The sequence below is a fragment of the Streptomyces sp. ALI-76-A genome, assembly GCF_030287445.1.
In the GTDB taxonomy this organism is placed as follows: domain Bacteria; phylum Actinomycetota; class Actinomycetes; order Streptomycetales; family Streptomycetaceae; genus Streptomyces.
The window spans coordinates 5,134,857-5,152,845 of record NZ_JASVWB010000002.1 but is presented as its reverse complement, the minus strand read 5'-3'; the positions used below and the strand labels follow the sequence as shown (position 1 = coordinate 5,152,845).

20 protein-coding genes and 2 pseudogenes are annotated in these 17,989 nt (G+C 70.9%); 4 read left to right on the top strand and 18 right to left on the bottom strand.

Going from position 1 to position 17,989, the window contains the following annotated elements:
- Positions 1-64: 64 nt before the first annotated feature.
- The 6 genes and pseudogenes from QQS16_RS24070 to QQS16_RS24045 all read right to left on the bottom strand — a co-directional run bounded on the left by QQS16_RS24070 (position 65) and on the right by QQS16_RS24045 (position 3,918).
- Positions 65-739: a UbiX family flavin prenyltransferase gene (locus QQS16_RS24070; RefSeq protein WP_286063934.1), complete on the bottom strand. Its 675-nt coding sequence runs from the start codon at positions 737-739 to the stop codon at positions 65-67.
- Positions 736-954: a hypothetical protein gene (locus QQS16_RS24065; RefSeq protein WP_286063933.1), complete on the bottom strand. Its 219-nt coding sequence runs from the start codon at positions 952-954 to the stop codon at positions 736-738. The genes QQS16_RS24070 and QQS16_RS24065 overlap by 4 nt, the downstream gene beginning before the upstream one ends.
- Positions 951-1,295 (bottom strand): nucleic acid/nucleotide deaminase domain-containing protein, encoded by a 345-nt coding sequence (locus tag QQS16_RS24060; protein WP_286066437.1) that lies wholly within the window; start codon positions 1,293-1,295, stop codon positions 951-953. Before QQS16_RS24060 ends, QQS16_RS24065 begins: the two co-directional genes overlap by 4 nt.
- Before the next feature lie 12 nt (positions 1,296-1,307).
- Positions 1,308-1,604 (bottom strand): annotated as a pseudogene (locus QQS16_RS24055) (SUKH-4 family immunity protein); the annotation flags it as partial.
- Positions 1,562-2,464: a menaquinone biosynthesis prenyltransferase MqnP gene (mqnP, locus tag QQS16_RS24050; RefSeq protein WP_286063932.1), complete on the bottom strand. Its 903-nt coding sequence runs from the start codon at positions 2,462-2,464 to the stop codon at positions 1,562-1,564. The pseudogene QQS16_RS24055 and the gene mqnP, both read right to left, overlap by 43 nt.
- Positions 2,461-3,918 (bottom strand): menaquinone biosynthesis decarboxylase, encoded by a 1,458-nt coding sequence (locus tag QQS16_RS24045; protein WP_286063931.1) that lies wholly within the window; start codon positions 3,916-3,918, stop codon positions 2,461-2,463. Before QQS16_RS24045 ends, mqnP begins: the two co-directional genes overlap by 4 nt.
- 91 nt (positions 3,919-4,009) lie before the next feature.
- Between QQS16_RS24045 and QQS16_RS24040 the strand changes: the two genes are divergently transcribed.
- Positions 4,010-4,342, top strand: a complete 333-nt coding sequence (locus QQS16_RS24040; RefSeq protein ID WP_286063930.1) for a PLD nuclease N-terminal domain-containing protein — start codon at positions 4,010-4,012, stop codon at positions 4,340-4,342.
- 15 nt (positions 4,343-4,357) lie between these two features.
- Here QQS16_RS24040 and QQS16_RS24035 read toward each other — a convergent pair whose 3' ends face one another.
- Complete coding sequence (locus tag QQS16_RS24035; RefSeq protein ID WP_286066436.1) at positions 4,358-4,486, bottom strand: DUF397 domain-containing protein; 129 nt, start codon at positions 4,484-4,486, stop codon at positions 4,358-4,360.
- On the bottom strand, positions 4,428-5,393 hold the full coding sequence (locus QQS16_RS24030; protein WP_286063929.1) for a helix-turn-helix domain-containing protein: 966 nt from the start codon (positions 5,391-5,393) through the stop codon (positions 4,428-4,430). The genes QQS16_RS24035 and QQS16_RS24030 overlap by 59 nt, the downstream gene beginning before the upstream one ends.
- Before the next feature lie 113 nt (positions 5,394-5,506).
- On the opposite strand from QQS16_RS24030, the gene QQS16_RS43555 reads away from it, so the two are divergent.
- Complete coding sequence (locus tag QQS16_RS43555) at positions 5,507-6,142, top strand: DUF7848 domain-containing protein (RefSeq protein WP_353479686.1); 636 nt, start codon at positions 5,507-5,509, stop codon at positions 6,140-6,142.
- Positions 6,143-6,430: 288 nt separating this feature from the next.
- Here QQS16_RS43555 and QQS16_RS24020 read toward each other — a convergent pair whose 3' ends face one another.
- Positions 6,431-7,198: a CDP-alcohol phosphatidyltransferase family protein gene (locus QQS16_RS24020; protein ID WP_286063928.1), complete on the bottom strand. Its 768-nt coding sequence runs from the start codon at positions 7,196-7,198 to the stop codon at positions 6,431-6,433.
- A gap of 176 nt (positions 7,199-7,374) precedes the next feature.
- Here QQS16_RS24020 and QQS16_RS24015 point away from each other — a divergent pair, with 176 nt between their 5' ends.
- Together QQS16_RS24015 and QQS16_RS24010 are read left to right on the top strand one after the other, a co-directional pair.
- Positions 7,375-7,833 (top strand): nucleoside deaminase, encoded by a 459-nt coding sequence (locus QQS16_RS24015; protein WP_286063927.1) that lies wholly within the window; start codon positions 7,375-7,377, stop codon positions 7,831-7,833.
- Between the two features lie 98 nt (positions 7,834-7,931).
- Positions 7,932-8,372 (top strand): annotated as a pseudogene (locus QQS16_RS24010) (hypothetical protein); the annotation flags it as partial.
- 22 nt (positions 8,373-8,394) lie between these two features.
- On the opposite strand, the gene QQS16_RS24005 reads toward QQS16_RS24010, so the two are convergent.
- From QQS16_RS24005 to hemL, 9 genes are all read right to left on the bottom strand, one after another.
- Positions 8,395-9,327 carry a CU044_5270 family protein gene (locus QQS16_RS24005; protein ID WP_286063926.1) on the bottom strand — a complete coding sequence of 311 codons (933 nt, stop codon included), beginning with the start codon at positions 9,325-9,327 and terminating at the stop codon, positions 8,395-8,397.
- On the bottom strand, positions 9,324-9,929 hold the full coding sequence (locus QQS16_RS24000) for an RNA polymerase sigma factor (protein ID WP_286063925.1): 606 nt from the start codon (positions 9,927-9,929) through the stop codon (positions 9,324-9,326). Before QQS16_RS24000 ends, QQS16_RS24005 begins: the two co-directional genes overlap by 4 nt.
- An 82-nt stretch (positions 9,930-10,011) precedes the next feature.
- Positions 10,012-11,088 (bottom strand): c-type cytochrome biogenesis protein CcsB, encoded by a 1,077-nt coding sequence (ccsB, locus tag QQS16_RS23995; protein ID WP_286063924.1) that lies wholly within the window; start codon positions 11,086-11,088, stop codon positions 10,012-10,014.
- Positions 11,085-12,818 carry a cytochrome c biogenesis protein ResB gene (gene resB, locus QQS16_RS23990; protein WP_286063923.1) on the bottom strand — a complete coding sequence of 578 codons (1,734 nt, stop codon included), beginning with the start codon at positions 12,816-12,818 and terminating at the stop codon, positions 11,085-11,087. Before resB ends, ccsB begins: the two co-directional genes overlap by 4 nt.
- Positions 12,819-12,821: 3 nt before the next feature.
- A complete protein-coding gene (locus QQS16_RS23985) occupies positions 12,822-13,595 on the bottom strand; it encodes a cytochrome c biogenesis CcdA family protein (RefSeq protein ID WP_286063922.1) in 774 nt (257 codons plus the stop codon).
- 1 nt (position 13,596) lies between these two features.
- A complete protein-coding gene (locus tag QQS16_RS23980; protein ID WP_286063921.1) occupies positions 13,597-14,202 on the bottom strand; it encodes a TlpA family protein disulfide reductase in 606 nt (201 codons plus the stop codon).
- A gap of 66 nt (positions 14,203-14,268) precedes the next feature.
- Entirely contained in the window at positions 14,269-15,567 is a 1,299-nt protein-coding gene (locus tag QQS16_RS23975; RefSeq protein WP_286063920.1) for a polysaccharide deacetylase family protein, read from the bottom strand.
- A gap of 198 nt (positions 15,568-15,765) precedes the next feature.
- On the bottom strand, positions 15,766-16,413 hold the full coding sequence (locus QQS16_RS23970) for a histidine phosphatase family protein (protein ID WP_286066435.1): 648 nt from the start codon (positions 16,411-16,413) through the stop codon (positions 15,766-15,768).
- 41 nt (positions 16,414-16,454) lie between these two features.
- On the bottom strand, positions 16,455-17,771 hold the full coding sequence (gene hemL / locus QQS16_RS23965; protein WP_286063919.1) for a glutamate-1-semialdehyde 2,1-aminomutase: 1,317 nt from the start codon (positions 17,769-17,771) through the stop codon (positions 16,455-16,457).
- Between the last annotated feature and the right edge of the window lie 218 nt (positions 17,772-17,989).

Genomic DNA, 17,989 nt, shown 5'->3' with positions numbered 1-17,989 from the left:
TGTCCGAAGGGTCTGAAGGGTCTGAAGGTCTCATTGGTTCCGAGGTCTGACGTCCGCAACCCGTTCAGGTGGTACGCGAGCCGCCGCCGAGATCGCCCTTCCAGCGGCGGTACAGCCGGTGTTCGACGCCCGCCGCGTCGAGGACCCGTCCCGCGACGAAGTCGACGAGGTCCTGGATGTGCGTGGCCCCCGCGTAGAACCCGGGCGAGGCCGGCACCACGCTCGCGCCCGCGTCGTCCAGGGCGACCAGGTGCCGCAGCGTCTGTCCGCCCAGCGGGGCCTCCCGCACGGCCACGACCAGCGGGCGCCGTTCCTTGAGGGTCACGCTCGCGGCCCGCTGGAGCAGGTCCTTCGACAGCCCGAGCGCGACACCGGCGACACACGCGGTGGACGCGGGCACGACGAGCATGCCCTTGGCGGGGTACGACCCCGAGGACGGCCCGGCCGCCAGGTCCCCGGCGCTCCAGTGCCGTACGCGGTCGAGCTCCACGGAGAAGCTTCCGGGCTTGCCGTCGGCCCCTCTGGACAACCATTCCCGCAGGTCGTCCCGCCAGTGCGCGTCCCGGAAGGAGATCCCGGTCTCGTCGAGCAGGGTGAGCCGCGAGGCCCTGCTGACGACCAGGTCGACACTCTCCCCCGCGTCCAGCAACGCACGCAGCACAGCAGCCGCGTACGGCGTACCGGACGCTCCTGACACCCCCACGATCCAAGGCGTCCGCCGCGTTTCTCCTGCGTTCACACCCCGAGCCTACCGGCGGACGGGGAGAAGGTCGTCCCCGGACCGGGCCGTACCCCGAGCCCGGTCAGCGGCGCGAAGGCGTGCACCCTGCGCTCCGGGACCGTGCCCGGGCGGGTGCCGTGCCCGGCCTGCCAGCCGAGCAGGGCCGCGGCGGCGGGTTCCCGGCCCGCGCCGGGACGCGCCCAGCGCTGTTCGTGGGGTGCGGGCGCGGTCACCGCGGCCCCTGCTGCGCGGCGTGCACGATCAGCTCCTTGAGGCCCTCCTCGCGGGAGTCGGCGGTGTGCCCGTAGTCGAAGCTGTGGCTGAACGCGGCGTGCGGGAAGAGGCGCTGGAGCCAGACGGCGCAGTAGTGGCCGGGCATCATGCACGGTTCCAGCTCGCAGTACACGCGCCGCACCCGCTCGGGTTCGACGCCCTGCCCGGCGAGCCGGTCCCAGATCAGTTCCTCCGGGTGCGGACGGCCCGGCCCGGTCACCTCGGTGACGATCTGCTTGCGCCCGTCGTCGTCCAGGTACTCGAAGGCGGCGGAGAAGGGGAAGTTGAGGGTGTGGCGCACGTCGTCCAGGACCCGCGGCCACCAGCTCTCGCGCTCCTCGAACGCGGCCGGGTCGATGGCCCGCAGCTCGGCGTTCAGTTCGCGGAAGGCCGCCGCGGCGACCTGGAGGCTCTCGGCGGCGGCGCGGCATCGGAATCCCTCTCGCGACCGGTGACGACAAGCGACGGACGGGTCGACTTCAACGGCCGGGCCGCCGCACCCGGACAGGCCCGGCGGCCACGCGCTGTCGCGACCGTCGCGTCCCGCACCCGGCAGGCACCGGCCCCTCAGACGGTCAGTCCCCGCACCAGCAGATCCAGCAGCGCGCACCCGAACAGGGCGATCCCGATGAAGCCGTTGACGCTGAAGAACGCGCGGTCGAGGCGGGACAGGTCGTGCGGACGGACGATCGAGTGCTCGTAGACGAAGGCGCCCGCCACGATCACCAGGCCCAGCCAGAAGAAGACGCCCGCCCCCGTCTGGACCGCGTACCAGACGAACAGTCCCGTCGTCACCGCGTGACAGACCCGCGCCCCCCGGACCGCCGCCGGGATGCCGAAGCGGGCCGGCACCGACATGACGCCGATCTCCCGGTCGGTCTCCACGTCCTGGCAGGCGTAGATCAGGTCGAAGCCGCCGATCCAGACGCCGACCGCGAGGCCCAGGATCACCGCGTCCCAGGACCACTCGCCGGTGATCGCCAGCCAGCCGCCGATGGGGCCCATGGCCTGGGCGACGCCGAGTATGGCCTGCGGGAAGTTCGTGAACCGCTTGCCGTACGGGTAGACCACCATCGGGATCACGGCGATGGGCGCCAGCGCCAGGCACAGCGGGTTCAGCAGGGCCGCCGAGCCGAGGAAGACCACCAGCGCGATCAGCGCGCCCGTCCAGGCGTGCTTCACCGACATCGCGCCCGTCACCAGCTCGCGGTGCGCGGTGCGCGGGTTCCGGGCGTCGATCTCGCGGTCGATGATCCGGTTGACCGCCATCGCGAAGGTGCGCAGGCCCACCATGCAGACGGTGACCAGCAGCAGCCTGCCCCAGTGGATGTTCCGGTCCCACTGGAACATCGCGGTGAGCGCGGCGATGTAGGCGAAGGGCAGGGCGAAGACCGAGTGCTCGATCATCACCAGGCGCAGGAACGCCTTGGTGCGCCCCGGTTGCGGAAGGGCGGCCGACGCGCTGCTCACAGTCCGTACTCCTTCCAGCGGCGGTCGACCTTCGCCGCCGTCTGCGGATCGGACTCCACCATGTCGGGCCAGCCGCCGTCGCGGGTGTAGCCCTCCTCGGGCCACTTCCTGGTCGCGTCGATGCCGGCCTTGCCGCCCCAGAACTGCTGGTAGGAGGCGTGGTCGAGATGGTCGACGGGGCCCTCGACGAGGGACAGGTCCCGGGCGTAGTCCGTGTTGCCGAGCGCCCGCCACGCCACCTCGTGCAGATCGTGCACGTCGCAGTCCGCGTCGACGACCACGATCAGTTTGGTGAGGGACATCATGTGGGCCCCCCACACCGCGTGCATCACCTTCTGGGCGTGCTTGGGGTACTTCTTGTCGATCGAGATGATCGCGCAGTTGTGGAAGCCGCCGGCCTCGGGCAGGTGGTAGTCCACGATGTCCGGAATGATGATCTTCAGAAGCGGCAGGAAGAAACGCTCGGTCGCCCGGCCCAGCGGTCCGTCCTCCGTCGGGGGGCGGCCCACGACGATCGACTGGAGCAGCGGCCGCTTCCGCATCGTCACGCAGTCGATCTTCAGCGCGGGGAAGGGCTCCTGCGGGGTGTAGAAGCCGGTGTGGTCGCCGAAGGGCCCCTCGGGCAGCATCTCGCCCGGCTCCAGCCAGCCCTCGATCACCACCTCCGCCTGCGCCGGGACCTGGAGCGGCACGGTCTTGCAGTCCACCATCTCGATCCGCTTGCCGGCGATGAACCCGGCGAAGAGGTACTCGTCGATGTCACCGGGCAGCGGAGCCGTGGAGGCGTAGGTGACGGCGGGCGGACAGCCGAAGGCGATGGCGACCGGGAGCCGCTCGCCCCGCCGCGCCGCGACCTGGTAGTGGTTGCGGCTGTCCTTGTGGATCTGCCAGTGCATGCCGATCGTGCGCTTGTCGTGCCGCTGGAGGCGGTAGAGCCCGAGGTTGCGGATCCCGCTCTCCGGGTCCTTGGTGTGGGTGAGCCCCAGGTTGAAGAAGGAGCCGCCGTCCTTCGGCCAGGTGAACAGGGCGGGCAGCCGGTCGAGGTCGACGTCGTCGCCGTGCAGCACGACCTCCTGCACGGGCGCGTCGCCCGGCTTCACCTTCTTCGGCGGTACGTGCGTCATCGCGCCGAGCTTCCCGAAGGCCTCGCGCACGCCGATGAACCCCTGCGGCAGCTCGGGACGCAGCAGCCCGCCGATCTTCTCGGAGATCTCGGCGTACGACTTCAGGCCCAGCGCCTTCAGCAGCCGCCGGTCGGTCCCGAAGACGTTCATCGCGAGGGGCATGGCGGAGCCCTTCACGTTCTCGAAGAGCAGTGCCGGACCGCCGGACTTCTGGACCCGGTCGACGATCTCCCCGACCTCCAGATACGGGTCCACCTCGGCCTTGACGCGCTTGAGGTCGCCCTCGCGCTCCAGGGCCCTGAGCAGGGAACGAAGATCGTCATAAGCCATGCGGTCAAGTATCCCCGAGCCGCTACCCTGGCCCGGTACCTGGGGTCCGTGCTCGTGGCCCCGCCGATCGTTCTCCCTGGAAAGGCCCCCCATGCTCCGGGTACTGATGTTCCTCGTGCCACTGGCACTGAGCGTCTACGCGTTCATCGACTGCATCAGCACGAAGGACGAGGACGTGCGCTACATGCCCAAGCCGCTGTGGGCGGTCCTGGTGCTGGTGTTCCCGCTGGCCGGATCGATCTCCTGGCTCATCGCCGGGAAGCAGCGGCACCCGGCCGGCGCGGGCGGCTCCTCCGGTTCACCGTGGAGCCGGGGCGGCGGTCAGCGGTGGGTGGCGCCCGACGACAATCCCGAGTTCCTCAAGGACGAGGACAAGAAGGACCAGGACAAGAAGGACGGCGGCGACAACCCGAAGGACGGCTGACGCGGCCGCCACCCGTCAACGCGGCGCCCGCAGCCCCTCGGTGAACGCCGCCCAGGCGCGACGGCCTACGAACAGCACCGGGCCGTCAGGGGTTTTGCTGTCTCGGACGGGGACGGTGACGGGGAAACCGGGCGCGACTTCGATGCAGTTGCCGCCGTTGGCGTCGCTGTGGCTGCTCTTGATCCAGGTCGCCGCGCTGAGATCGTGGCTGTTCATGATGCTCGTACCTCTCCATCGCGTCGCCGATCACAACGGCGGATTCAGGGGCTGACGGAGAGTCCGCCCTGAGCACATCATAGGTCTGGCTGTGCCGCGCGTAGCCGGCCGGATCGCCGTTGAAATGGCCACGGTCAAGCGATTCCGAGTAGACCCACTCATGCCCGTCGGGCATTTTGATCAACGACATCGAGCCGCTGGGCCGGACCAGTCCGATGCGGTCGGCCGGGGCCACCTGGATATGGATATTGGGGCGTCGCCCCACGCTGAGCAGGTGAGCACACTGATCTCGCATGACGGCCGGCCCGCCCACCACGTTGCGCAGACAACTTTCGTCCAGGACCACGGCGTAGAACGGGCCGCCGTCGACCAGGAACCGCCGCTGTCGGCTCAGTCGTGCTCGAACGCGTTCCTCCAACTCGTCACCGCTCACGAGTCGCGAGAACAGGGCACGCGCGTAGTCCTCCGTCTGCAACAGCCCCGGAACGACCCGCTCCTGGTATTCCCGCAAGGCAACGGCCACCTCGTCCATCTCCGCCCGCCGCCGGAACCAGTCCGGATGCTCCACCTGCGGATACCAGTCGATGCGCCCCCACATCCGCATCAACACCCCACCCGTGCCCAGCACCTCGTCGCACTTCTTCGCGAACGTGTCCTGCGGGACCCGCGCCCCCGCCTCCACGCGGGCGACGTGCGACCGGTCGCACGGGATCTCCCTCGCCAGCCCCTCCTGCGTGAGCGCGGCGGCCTCGCGGAAGTGCTTGAGCACCTCGCCGAACACCGCGGCCGAACTCGTACCGCTCCCCGATCCCGCGTCGGCGTTGCGTCGGCTCACGACCTCCCCCTCCGTGACAGTGCACCACTGGCACGCGCCAAGCGTTGAACCGCACCGTTCCCCTACGCCACGCTCGATACACCCAGAGTTACGAAAGGTGCCGGGAGTTGCACATGCCTGAGCGGATGGAACCGGGAACGCTCGTCTACGACCCACAGACGCGCAAGGTGGGCGAGTACCAGGACAGGACGGGCCCGTACGTGATCCTGCGCCCGGTCGGCGGCGGCCGGGAGTGGCAGGCGGACCCGGCGCGAGTCCGGGCCGCGACCCGGGAGGAGCGGCTGAGCGCGGGCGTACGGGCGGCCAACGACCGCTCCAGGGAGGGACGGGCGACACCCCCGCCGCCGGCGGCCGAGGCGGACCGGCCCCCCGTCCCGGTCCCCGGGTGCGCGGCCTGCGAGGAGTTCGCGACCCGCCGGGACGAGGCGCGGGCCGCGTTCGACGGCACCGCGGAGACGGACGCGAACGTGCTACTGCGCCGGCACCAGCACCGGGAGCACGGCGGGGCACCGGCCGCCGGGCGCCGGATCTTCCGGTACGTGCCGTACTCGATCGTGCAGGACGCCTCGGCACAGCCGGAGTACGAGGCGTACTGCGTCTCCGGCGACGAGGCGGACTGCGGGGCGGGCTCGGGCCCGTGCGACACGCCGGACGAAGTGGAGGAGTGGCAGCGTCGGCACACCCAGGAGACCCGGCACCTGCGCTACCGCCGCAGCTTCGCCGACTACGCGGTCCTGGAACGGCAGTGAGGCCGGCCGGGGATCCCTGCCGCACGCCTACCGGAATCCCCCGTCCGGGACGCCCCGTTCGGGACGCCCCGTTCGGCGTCACCCCCGCCGGTGCCCCCTCCGCGACCACCGTGCCGCCGGCGTCGCCACCGCGGGCCGCGGCCACTGCCTGTTCGACTGTGGCGGAAGGGCGGCAGCGAGGCGCTGCGGGCGGCGATCGTGGCACGGGGGAGGCCCGCACCGCGCGGACCCGGGGCCCGCTCACGGGGGCCGGCGCCCTGGACGACTACCTGAGCCGGTGCGCGGAGGTCACCGCAGCCGCGACGACGACAGGATCGACAGCAGGTGGGCCGGCACCATCACCCACGTGATGACGGCCAGCGCGCCGAGCGCCCAGCGGGTCGGCTCGATGCCGCCGGTCACCTGGTCGGCGACGGCGGCCACCAGCAGGACCAGGGACGCCTCGATGCCGTTCGTGACCCGGTGGATCTTGAATGCGGCCGCGAGCCGCCGTACCGCCGCCACGCCCTGCGAGCGCGGCCGGGTCGACTCGTCGTCGACGACGCCCAGTCCGCGCCGGGCCCGGGCCACGTCGACGAGGTCGGTGGAGGCCTTCAGCAGCACGACTCCCAGGGCGGTGGCGATCCCGACGGACAGCCAGCCGCCCACGCCCGACTCGGCGGCCCGGTAACCGGCGCCCGCCAGCAGCGCGGCGTCCGCCAGGTAGGCGCCCAGCCGGTCCACGTATATCCCGGCCGCGCTGTTCTGTCCCTTCCAGCGGGCGACCTCGCCGTCCACGCAGTCGAAGAGGAGGAAGAGCTGCATCAGGACGACGGCCAGCACGGCACCGGTCAGCCCGGGGATCATCAGCGCGGCCCCGGAGGCGACGCCGCACACCACCATCGTCCAGGTCAGCTGGTCCGGGGTGACGGGCGTGCGCACCAACTGCCGGGTGAACCGCAGCGAGACCCGCCGCATGTACAGCCGCCCCGCCCAGTGCTCGCCGTTCCGGCTCGCCAGCTTGGCCTGCGGCTGACACACCTCCCGCAGCTCCTCCAGAACCGGAGCGGCAACCATGAATGTTCCTCCAAGGGGGGACCAACTGCCGTTGACACGGCGGTGATCGGCACAGGTTACCCGCCCGGTTGCGGAGCGTTTCCCGGGGGACTTCCGGTCGGCGGGCCGAGGGTGCGGCCCGCCCGGAGTGCCTGTCGCACGTTGCCCTCGTGCCGCGGCCACAGGAGAGTGACGCCATGGACCCCTTGCATGAGGCGACGGCACGTACCTGGCTCGCGGACGCCCTCGAGGAGGCCCGCGCCGGCCTCGCCGAGGGCGGTATCCCCGTCGGCGCCGCCCTCCACGGCGCCGACGGCACGCTCCTCGGCCGCGGCCGCAACCGCCGCGTCCAGGACGACGACCCCTCGGCGCACGCGGAGACGGCCGCCTTCCGGGCGGCGGGACGGCAGCGGTCGTACCGGGGGACGACGATGGTGACCACCCTCTCCCCGTGCTGGTACTGCTCCGGCCTGGTCCGCCAGTTCGGCATCTCGCGGGTGGTGATCGGCGAGGCGGCCACCTTCCACGGCGGCCACGACTGGCTGGCGGAGCACGGCGTCCAGATCGTGCTGCTCGACGATCCCGAGTGCGCCGGCATGATGCGCGACTTCATCAGGGGCCACCCGGCGCTGTGGAACGAGGACATCGGTGAGTGACCCCCCTCCCCCGCGTCCGGTTCGATCACGGTCGGCCGACAGCCCGAGGTTTTCGTAACGCAACGGACATCCCGCGATCTGGCCCACACCAACTCCCCCTCGCCCACGACGACCGCGCCTGCGCCGCCGGGGTCGTCCGGCCCGAGGGCAGCGAGGAGTGTGTGGGCGTCTCGGCGACCGGCTACTACTTCGACCGGCCCCTGTTCCGGGAGGCGGTACGGGCGATCGACCGGGAGAACGACTCCCTCGAGCCGGGCAGTTACGTCACCGTCGCCCTGCTGGAACCGTTCACCGCCACCGACCCCGACAACCTCGCCGACGCGCTGCACGAGTTGCAGGGCGCGTATCTGGCGCAGTACCAGGCCAACCACGCCTCCAACGGCGAGTCCCCGGCGATCCGGCTGGTGCTGGCCAACCCCGGGGCGGCCGACGCGCCCTGGGAGCACACGGTCGACCAGCCGGAGCGGATGACGAAGGGGCCGGACCGGTTGCGGGCGGTCACCGGGGTCGGGCTGAGCACCGAGAACAACAAGAAGGCCGGCGGTCGGTGGCATCAGCTCCTCAGGGCCGCTGACCCGCGCGGTCGACGACCGCGCGGCGGAGCACCGCGGTGTCGGAGATGACCGTGCCCTCCTCCACGTCCGCGATGTCGTCCGTGGCCACACTGCGCTCCCCGAGGAACTCGTGGGTCTCCTTGTCGAAGATCCACTCGTCCCGGCTCGGGTTGTCGGGGTCCTTGCGCGCGATGGCGACGCCATGGCGTCCGGCGGCGTCCGTGGCATTCTCGATCATCGTCACCCCGGGAATCCGGGCGACGGCCCGGAACAGGGCGGCGCTCTGCTCCGCAGGCATGATCGACTGCCGCAGCAGGTCCGCGGCCAGTACGAACATGGCCTGGTACCGCTCCTGGCCGCTGTACTTCGGGGCCGTCTCGTACAGGTAGCGGTACATCCCGTCGGCGTCGGTGGGCAGGGTCTTCACGTGGTTGTAGGCGGGAGAGATCTCCCAGCCCTCACCGCCCGGCTTGACGTCGGTCGGCAGGTCCCAGTCCTCCCGCCCCGCCTCCCGCCCCATTCCGGTGTGCAGACCGTCCACCGACATCCACATCTCCAGCCGGTGCAGCGGCCTGACGGTGAACTCCCCGTCGGCCGCCTCCGCGTTCGACACCTGGCTGTCCAGGTACACGAACTGGTCGTCCCGGACCTTCCCGTACGACGGCTGCTCGTGCTCGGCGGCCAGCGCGATGTCCTCCAGCAGGGCGACGGTGGCCCTGCTGGGCGGTCGCGCGTTCGCCCCGGTCCCGTCGTCCGCCGGCAGGAGGACGAGGGTGACGGCGGCCACGGTGGCCACGGCTGTCGTCACGAGCACGGGCCGCAGCCAGGGCTTCCGCTTCCGCTCGGGCAGCGGCTCGGTGCGCCGGATCTCGGTCATCAGATGCTCCTTGAGGAGTTGGTGACGGCCCGGCGGAAGGTCCTGCTCGGGAAGCTGGTTCATGGGTTTCCCTCCTTCAGGGGCCCGACCGCGGTGCCGCGGTCACCTTTCATCTGTCCGTGCGCTTCGGGTGGTTCCATGTGTTTCGCGAGTTTTGTCCGCGCCCGTGAAAGCCGCGACCGTACGGTCCCCACCGGCACCCCCAGCGCCTCGGCCGCGGCCCGGTAGTCCAGCCCGGACCACACGCACAGCGCCAGCACCTCCCGCTCGGTCCGCCGCAGCTTCGCCAGCGCGGTCCGTACGTCGGCCAGTCGCGCGGTGTCGTCGAGGCGGCCGGCGACCTCGTCGGCGAAGTCGCGCACCGTCTCGTCCCGGGGCAGACGGGACACCGCGGCGGCGTGTCTCCGGCCGGCGCGGCGCGTGTTGCGCGTGACGTTGGTCGCGATGCCGAGCAGCCAGGGCCGTACCGAGCCGCCTTCCTCGTCCAGCCTGTCGCGCAGCCGCCAGGCGTCCAGAAAGGTCAGCGAGACCACGTCCTCGGCCACCGCCCACTCCCCCGTGAGCCGGTAGGCGTGGTTGTAGACGGAGCGCGCGTACGCGTCGAAGAGATCGCCGAAGGCGTCGTGATCCCCCGCGCGGATGCGTCTCCGCAGATTCGTGTCCACGCCCTCTACCTGTCCGTACGACGAAGGCCGGTTCCCGTGACCCAGGTCACGGGAACCGGCCTTCACCGGACAGGGGTACGGGTCACACGCCGGCGTAGGAGTGCTTGCCGGAGACGAAGATGTTCACGCCGTAGTAGTTGAACAGCCAGCAGCCGAACGCGATCAGGGCGAGGTAGGCGGCCTTGCGGCCCTTCCAGCCGGCCGTGGCGCGGGCGTGCAGGTAGCAGGCGTAGGCCACCCAGGTGATGAACGACCAGGTCTCCTTCGGGTCCCAGCCCCAGTAACGGCCCCAGGCGTCGCCCGCCCAGATGGCGCCCGCGATGATCGTGAACGTCCACAGCGGGAAGACGGCGGCGTTGACGCGGTAGGAGAACTTGTCGAGGGAGGCCGAGGCGGGCAGGCGCTCCATGACGGAGGTCGCGAAGCGGCCGGGCGTGCCGCCGGTGGCGAGCTTGTTCTCGTACGAGTCCTTGAACAGGTACATCAACGTGGAGACGGCGCCGACGTAGAAGACCGCACCGCAGAAGATCGCCGTGGAGACGTGGATGTACAGCCAGTACGAGTGCAGCGCGGGCACCAACTGGTCGCTCTCGGTGTACAGGACGGTGACCGCGAGACCGAGATCGAGGAGGACGGTGGTGATCAGGAACAGCCCGAGCCAGCGCACGTTCTTCCTCAGCACCAGCAGCGCGAGGTACACGCCGACGGCCACCGTGGAGAAGGTGATGTTGAACTCGTACATGTTGCCCCACGGCGCCCGCCGCACCGAGGCCGCGCGGGCGACGACTCCCGCGAACTCCACCAGGAAGGCGAGCACGGTGAGGGACACGGCGATGCGCCCGTAGAGGTCGCCCTGTTCGTCCCCGCCGTGCGCCCCGGGCCCGTCCGGCACGTCACGGGCACCGGCGGCGGACCGCACCACGACCTTCGGCCGCTCCAGCACGGCGGTGCCGCCGGCCTTCCGCACGGTGACGGCCGGCGCCTTCGCCTGCTTCCCGGGGGTGAGCGCGGCGGCCGTGCGGGCGACCTTGCTGCGGCTGCCGAAGAGCCACTCGGCGATGTAGGCGAAGAAGGCCAGGGTGTAGACGGCCATCGCGGAGTAGATCAGCGTGTTGCTGAGCTGCGCGAGGCTTTCGTTGGTTGCGGCGGCGAGATTCACTTCTTCTCAGCCCCTTCGGCAGGTACGGCGTCGGAGTCGGGGGTGGGGGTGGGGGTGACGTCGGAGGAGTCGTCCGGGTCGGGGGCGCCCGGTGCCGCCTCGTACAGGATCCCGGCGAGGTCGCCGAGTTCCTCGGGCACCTTGGCGGACTCGCTGCGGCCGAGGCCCGCCATCTCGACGACGGTGACGCCGTCGGCGCCCCTGACCGCCCGCACCCACACCCGACGGCGCTGGATGAACAGGGAGGCGGCGAGGCCGAGGATGGCGACGACGGCTCCGCCGAGCGCCCAGCCGGCGGCGGGCTGACGGGTGACCTGGAAGTTCGCCCACTCCTTGATCCCCTTCTCGAAGGTGACCGAGCCGGCGCCGTTCGGGAGCTGCATGGTCTCGCCGGGCCTGAGATTCTCCCTCAGCGCCTTGCCCTTGGCGTCCTTGAACGCCTTCAGGTTCCCCTTGTCGAGCTGGTACACGCTCTGCGGGATGCCCGAGTCGACGCCGAGGTCGCCGTGGAAGGCCTCCAGGTTCAGCACCGGGTTCAGCAGCGCCGGGAACTGGGAGACCACCGCGGTGCCGTCCCCGCCGTACGCCGGCAGGAAGAAGGCCTGGAAGCCGAGCTGTTCCTTCTCGCCCCGGGCGTCGCGGTAGCCGTCCATGACCTTGATCGCACCGGAGGAGGTGACGTTGGAGTCCAGTGGCAGGAGGGGGACGGCCTGGCTGTAGACGACGTCGCCCTTGGCGTCGCGGACGGTGATGACGGGCGCGTAGCCGTGGGCGGTGAGGTAGACCTTGGAGTCGCCGACCCGCAGCGGCTCGTTGACCTTGATGGTGGTCTTCCGGTCCTTGCCGTAGGCGCCGACGCTGTAGTCGACGGTCGCCTGGTAGGTGCGCGGGGTGCCCCGGTTCGGACCGCTGGTCTCGTAGGTGCCCGTGAAGTCGTCCAGGGTGAAGCTGAACGGATCCAGGTCGTCCTGCGAGAAGAGGGTGCCGGACTTGAAGTCGTCGTACTGCGTGAGGGTGTTGGAGAAGCCGTCGCCCTCCACGATCAGCTTGTTGCCCTCGGACTTGAACAGCTGGCCCCAGGCGAAGGCGATCAGCATCACGATCAGCGCGATGTGGAAGGCGAGGTTGCCGAACTCCCGCAGATAGCCCTTCTCCGCGGCGACGGCGTCCCCCGCGACATGGGCCCGGAAGCGGCGCTTGCGCAGCAGCGCGAGCGCGGCCTCACGGATCTCGTCGGGGTCGGTCTCGGTACGCCAGCCGGTGTGGGCGGGCAGCCGGGTCAGCCGCCGGGGCGCGCCCGGCGGACGTCCGCGCAGCTGCCCCACGAACTGCCAGGTGCGGGGCACGATGCAGCCGATGAGGGAGACGAACAGCAGGATGTAGATCGCCGAGAACCACGCCGAGCTGTAGACGTGGAAGAGGCCGAGCTTGTCGTAGACGTCACCGAGGGTGGGGTTCGCGGCGCGGAAGTCGGCGACCTTCGTCTCGTCGGTCCCGCTCTGCGGGATCAGCGAGCCGGGGATCGCGCCGAGCGACAGCAGCAGCAGGAGCAGCAGCGCGACCCGCATGGAGGTGAGCTGACGCCAGAACCAGCGGGCCCAGCCGATGACGCCCAGGGCCGGCAGGTTGGGGGCGTCCTCCTGGGGGGCGGTGGACAACTGGGAGCCGGCCGCGCCCAGGTCCTGGTCCTCGGTGGCGTCCGGGGTCTTGTCGGTCGTGGTCTCGCTCATCGGTCAGATCCCCACAGTGAAGCCGTTGGACCAGTTCTGCATCTCGGAGACGATGTGGTCCCACGCGCCGGTGAGCAGCAGCACACCGGTCACGATCATCATGGTGCCGCCCAGGCGCATCACCCAGACGTAGTGGCGCTTGACCCAGCCGAAGGCGCCCAGCGCCTTGCGGAAGGCGACCGCGGCGAGCACGAACGGTACGCCCAGACCCAGGCAGTACGCGACCGTCAGTATGGCGCCCCGGCCGGCGCTGGCCTGGCTGAAGGAGAGCGCCTGCACGGAGGCGAGGGTGGGGCCGATGCAGGGCGCCCAGCCGATGCCGAAGAGGGCACCGAGGACGGGGGCGCCGACCAGTCCGGCGGCCGGCTTCCGGTGGAAGCGGAACTCGCGCTGGGTGAGCCACGGCATCAGGCCCATGAAGAAGACGCCCATGAGGATCATGAGCACCCCGAGCACCTTGGACAGGACGCCCTTCTGCTCCTGAAGCGTCTCGCCGAAGTACCCGAACAGGGCCCCGCCGGAGACGAACACGGCGGTGAAGCCGAGCACGAACAGCGAGGCGCCGGCGACCATCCGCCCCCGGCGGGCTTCGGCCAGGTCGGTGCCGGTGACTCCGGTGACGTAGGAGAGGTAGCCGGGGACGAGGGGCAGGACGCACGGCGAGAAGAAGGAGACCAGGCCGCCGAGCAGGGCGATGGGCAGGGCCACGATCAGGGCCCCGCTGAGCACGGTCTCGTTTTGGCCCGTCGCCTCGGCGAGGGTGACGAGTGCGCTCACGTCACTTCTCCGCGAGGACGGGCTCGAGCATGCCGAGCAGGTCCTCCTCGGCGAGGGCCTGCAGCGCCCGCGCCGCGATCCTGCCGTTCCTGTCGATCACGAGGGTGGAGGGGATCAGCTGCGGGTTGAGCGTGCCCTTCTCGAAGCGGAGCATCAGCTTGCCCGTTGGGTCGTACAGGCTCGGGTAGGTGATGCCGTAGTTCTTCTCGAAGGCGACCGCGACGCCGGTGCTGGTGTCCCGGGTGTTGATGCCGACGAACTGCACGCCCTTGCCCTGGTATTCCTTGGAGACCTTGGAGAAGTACTTGGCCTCCGCGCGACACGGCCCGCACCACGAGCCCCACACGTTCAGGACGACGACCTGGCCCTTGAAGTCGGCGACGTCGAGCCGCTTGCCGTCGATGGTCTCGCCGGACAGGTCGGGGGCCGCGGTCCGCCGGTCCGCGGCGACGGTGTCGATGCCGTTGTCGCCGGTGACGAAGTTGGTGTCGCCGCCTCCGCCCGACGTGCCGCCGGCACCGCAGGCGGACAGGGCCACCGCGGCGGCGGCCGCGGCGGTGAGGAGGACGGCACGGCGACGGGTGCGACTACGGCTGGCGGCACTCATGTGAAAAGTTTCGCATGCCCGTTCTGGGGATCTTGCGCACCCCCCTCGCGGGAGGAGACCCGCATTTCAGGCGGCCTGCCCGGAGCCCGTGGAGGCGGTGGAGGCCGACGAGGCGGTGGATCCGGTGTCCTTCAGGAACTCCTGCCAGCCGCCGACGGGCTGCTGTCCGACGTCGAGGGTGCGGAGCTCGGCGAGCACCTCGGGCCGCTGCACGTCCAGCCAGTCCACGAACTGCCGGAAGGAGACCAGGCGTACGTCCCCGCCCTTCTCCTTCTCCCGCGCGATGTGACGGAACGCCTCCTCGACGGCGTCCATGTAGATGCCGCCGTTCCACTGCTCGAAGTGGTTGCCGACGAAGAAGGGGGCGCGGTTTGTCTCGTATGCCCGCTTGAATCCCGATATGTACGCCTGGGCGGACTGTTCGCGCCAGGCCGGGTGGTTGTGGGCGGGCGCGTTGGTGGAGTTGACCGACTGGTTCGCGAGCATGTTGTAGTCCATCGACAGGACCTCGAAGCCGCGGCCGGGGAAAGGTATCGCCTGCAACGGCAGGTCCCACAGGCCGGCCCGCTTCCGTGGCCAGACCTGACGGCCTCCGGGCGAGGAGGCGTCGTAACGCCAGCCGAGCTCACGGGCGGTGGGCAGCAGGTTGTCCTGGCCGAGCAGACAGGGCGTACGCCCGCCGACGAGTTCCTTGTCGTAGTCGAAGGGCAGCGCGGGCAGGTCGGTCCACCCGGAGTTGGTGCGCCACTCCTTGACGAAGGACGTGGCCTGGTCGATCTCGCTCCGCCACTGCTGGGGCGTCCAGTTGCCGACCGTTCCGGTGCCGGAGCAGAAGTGGCCGTTGAAGTGGGTGCCGATCTCGTGCCCTTCCAGCCAGGCACGGCGGACGTTCTTCAGCGTCTCCCGGATGTGGCCGTCGGTGAGGTAGCCGATGTCGGAGGCGCCGCGCGGGTTGTTCGGCGGGTCGTAGAGCCGCTTCTTCGACTCGGGCAGGAGATACAGCCCGGAGAGGAAGAAGGTCATGCTCGCGCCGTGCTCCTTGGCGAGGTCCAGGAAGCGCGGGAAGAGACCGTTGCCGACCTCGGCGGCACCGTCCCAGGAGAAGATCACGAACTGCGGCGGGGCCTGTCCCGGCTCCAGCGGCTCCGGCTTCGCGGGCTGGTGGGGCTGCCGGCCGGTGAAGGCGGTGGACCCGTCGCCGAGGGGCCGGACGGTGGGCTTCGGGCGACCGGTCGGGCCCTTCGCGGAACCTCCCGCATGGCTGGACCCGTCTGACGGGTCGAGCGAGCCGCAGCCCGCCAGTCCGACGGCGGCCGCGGCTCCGGCGCCGAGTCCGAGTGCTCCCCTTCGGGTGAGCGCGCTCATGGCATCCCCGTTCGTCACGTTCTCTGCTGGTCACCCAGACAGAGGACGCGACGAACGAGGAGGTTCCGCCGAAATGAGCGGATTCCGTAACAGAGGCCCTGGAAAGGGCCGGCGCTCCGGGACGTCAGGACGGGCCCACGCCCGGACGGGCCCACGCCCGGACGGGCCTGCGCCCGGACCGGCCCACGCCCCGAAGCTCTACGCCCCGAAGGCCTTGCCCTTCCCCTTCACCGGCCTGGCTCCGGCGCGCAGGTGGACGGGGACGAGGTCACGGGCCGGCTCGCTGTAGCCGACCGAGACGATCTTGTCGCCCCGGTAGGTGAACGTCGTCAGCGAGGCGAGCGTGCACTGCCGCTTGCGCGGGTCGTGCCACAGCCGCCGCTTCTCCACCCACGACCGCACGATCCAGATCGGCAGCTGATGGCTGACGAGCACGGCCTCATGCCCCCGCGCCCGGTCCTTCGCCGTGTCCAGCGCGCCCATCATGCGCACGACCTGGTCGACGTACGGCTCGCCCCACGACGGCCGCATCGGGTTGACCAGGTGCTTCCAGTTCTCCGGCCGTCGCAGCGCCCCGTCGCCGACGCCGAACGTCTTGCCCTGGAAGACGTTCTCGGCCTCGATCAGCCGCTCGTCGGTGGCGATGTCCAGCCCGTGTGCCTTGGCGATCGGCGTGGCCGTCTCCTGGGCCCGCTCCAGCGGGGAGGAGCAGACGTACGTGACGTCACGGGCGGCGAGGTGCTCGGCGACCCGGTCGGCCATCTGCCGGCCCAGCTCGGAGAGGTGGTAGCCCGCGAGACGGCCGTAGAGGACGCCGTCGGGGTTGGCGACCTCGCCGTGCCGCATCAGGTGGACGACGGTGATGTCGGGGTGCTCGGACGTGCTGCTCACGCGGTGGCCTCCGCAGCCGCTCGGGCCGCCGCCGGGAGGGCGTCGGCGATCCGCTGGATGGCCCGCTCGTCGTGGGCCGTGGACACGAACCAGGACTCGAAGGACGACGGCGGCAGATAGACGCCGTTCGCCAGCAGCGAGTGGAAGAAGGCGGTGAAGCGGTACGACTCCTGCGCCTTGGCGTCCTCGTAGTTCCGCACCGGACGGTCCGTGAAGAAGACGCTGAACATGTTGGAGGCGTTCTGCACGGTGTGCGCGACGCCCTCCTTGGCGAGCGCGTCCGACACCAGCTCCCGGACCTGCGCGGACACCGCGTCGACCCGCTCGTAGGCGGCGTCGTCGAGGAGCCTGAGCTGGGCGAGGCCGGCGGCGGTGGCGACCGGGTTCCCGGACAGGGTGCCGGCCTGGTAGACGGGCCCGGCGGGCGCGAGGTGCTCCATCACGTCGGCACGGCCGCCGAAGGCAGCCGCGGGGAAGCCACCGCCCATGACCTTGCCGAAGGTCATCAGGTCGGGTTCGACCCCGTCGATGCCGTACCAGCCCGCCTTGCTGGTCCGGAAGCCGGTCATCACCTCGTCGGAGACGTAGAGGGCGCCGTGCTCGGCGCACGCGTCCCTCAGCCCCTGGTTGAAGCCGGGCAGGGGCGGTACGACGCCCATGTTGCCCGGGGAGGCCTCGGTGATCACGCAGGCGATCTCGCCGGGGTGGGCCCGGAAGGCGGCGTGCACCGCGTCCAGGTCGTTGTAGGGCAGGACGATGGTGTCGCCGGCCTGCGCGCCGGTGACGCCGGGGGTGTCCGGCAGGGCGAACGTCGCCACCCCGCTGCCCGCCGCCGCCAGCAGCGAGTCGACGTGACCGTGGTAACACCCGGCGAACTTGACCACCTTGCTGCGCCGCGTGAACCCGCGGGCGAGCCGGATCGCCGACATGGTGGCCTCGGTCCCGCTGGACACCAGCCGCACCTGCTCCAGCGGCTCGATCCGGGCGACCATCTCCTCGGCGAGCGCGACCTCGCCCTCACCGGGCGTGCCGAAGGAGGTCCCGCGGGAGACGGCGTCCTGGACCGCGGCGATGACCTCGGGATGCGCGTGCCCGAGGATCATGGGCCCCCAGGAGCAGACGAGGTCGACGTACTCCCGTCCGTCCGCGTCGGTCAGGTACGGGCCGGTGCCGGACACCATGAACCGGGGCGTTCCGCCCACGGCACGGAAGGCGCGCACCGGGGAGTTCACGCCGCCCGGTGTGACGACGGCCGCACGGTCGAACAGGGCCTGCGAGACAGGCGCATCGTATGAATAAGGATATTCGCTCATGACCTGCGACTTCTCCGACGTTCTCCGACTTCTCGGACTCCGGTTGCCAGTGACCTCCTCAGGGTAGGCCAGCGGACCAGGACGACAGCGGGCCACCACCGCGCCGCGATCGGGCCCGCGGCGCACGCGCGGCCGACCCGCGCCCGCCCCACCTGGGCCCCATGGCCGACCCACGCCCGACCCCCCGCGGACCCACGCCCGACCCGCCGCGGACCCAT

What these genes read in the sequence shown, in the direction of transcription:
- QQS16_RS24045 (WP_286063931.1), bottom strand. Translation starts at nt 3,918, where the DNA reads ATGGCTTATGACGATCTTCGTTCCCTGCTCAGGGCCCTGGAGCGCGAG.
- QQS16_RS24040 (WP_286063930.1), top strand. Translation starts at nt 4,010, where the DNA reads ATGCTCCGGGTACTGATGTTCCTCGTGCCACTGGCACTGAGCGTCTAC.
- QQS16_RS43555 (WP_353479686.1), top strand. Translation starts at nt 5,507, where the DNA reads ATGCCTGAGCGGATGGAACCGGGAACGCTCGTCTACGACCCACAGACG.
- QQS16_RS24020 (WP_286063928.1), bottom strand. Translation starts at nt 7,198, where the DNA reads ATGGTTGCCGCTCCGGTTCTGGAGGAGCTGCGGGAGGTGTGTCAGCCG.
- QQS16_RS24015 (WP_286063927.1), top strand. Translation starts at nt 7,375, where the DNA reads ATGGACCCCTTGCATGAGGCGACGGCACGTACCTGGCTCGCGGACGCC.
- QQS16_RS24005 (WP_286063926.1), bottom strand. Translation starts at nt 9,327, where the DNA reads ATGAACCAGCTTCCCGAGCAGGACCTTCCGCCGGGCCGTCACCAACTC.
- resB (WP_286063923.1), bottom strand. Translation starts at nt 12,818, where the DNA reads ATGAGCGAGACCACGACCGACAAGACCCCGGACGCCACCGAGGACCAG.
- QQS16_RS23980 (WP_286063921.1), bottom strand. Translation starts at nt 14,202, where the DNA reads ATGAGTGCCGCCAGCCGTAGTCGCACCCGTCGCCGTGCCGTCCTCCTC.
- QQS16_RS23975 (WP_286063920.1), bottom strand. Translation starts at nt 15,567, where the DNA reads ATGAGCGCGCTCACCCGAAGGGGAGCACTCGGACTCGGCGCCGGAGCC.
- QQS16_RS23970 (WP_286066435.1), bottom strand. Translation starts at nt 16,413, where the DNA reads ATGCGGCACGGCGAGGTCGCCAACCCCGACGGCGTCCTCTACGGCCGT.
- hemL (WP_286063919.1), bottom strand. Translation starts at nt 17,771, where the DNA reads ATGAGCGAATATCCTTATTCATACGATGCGCCTGTCTCGCAGGCCCTG.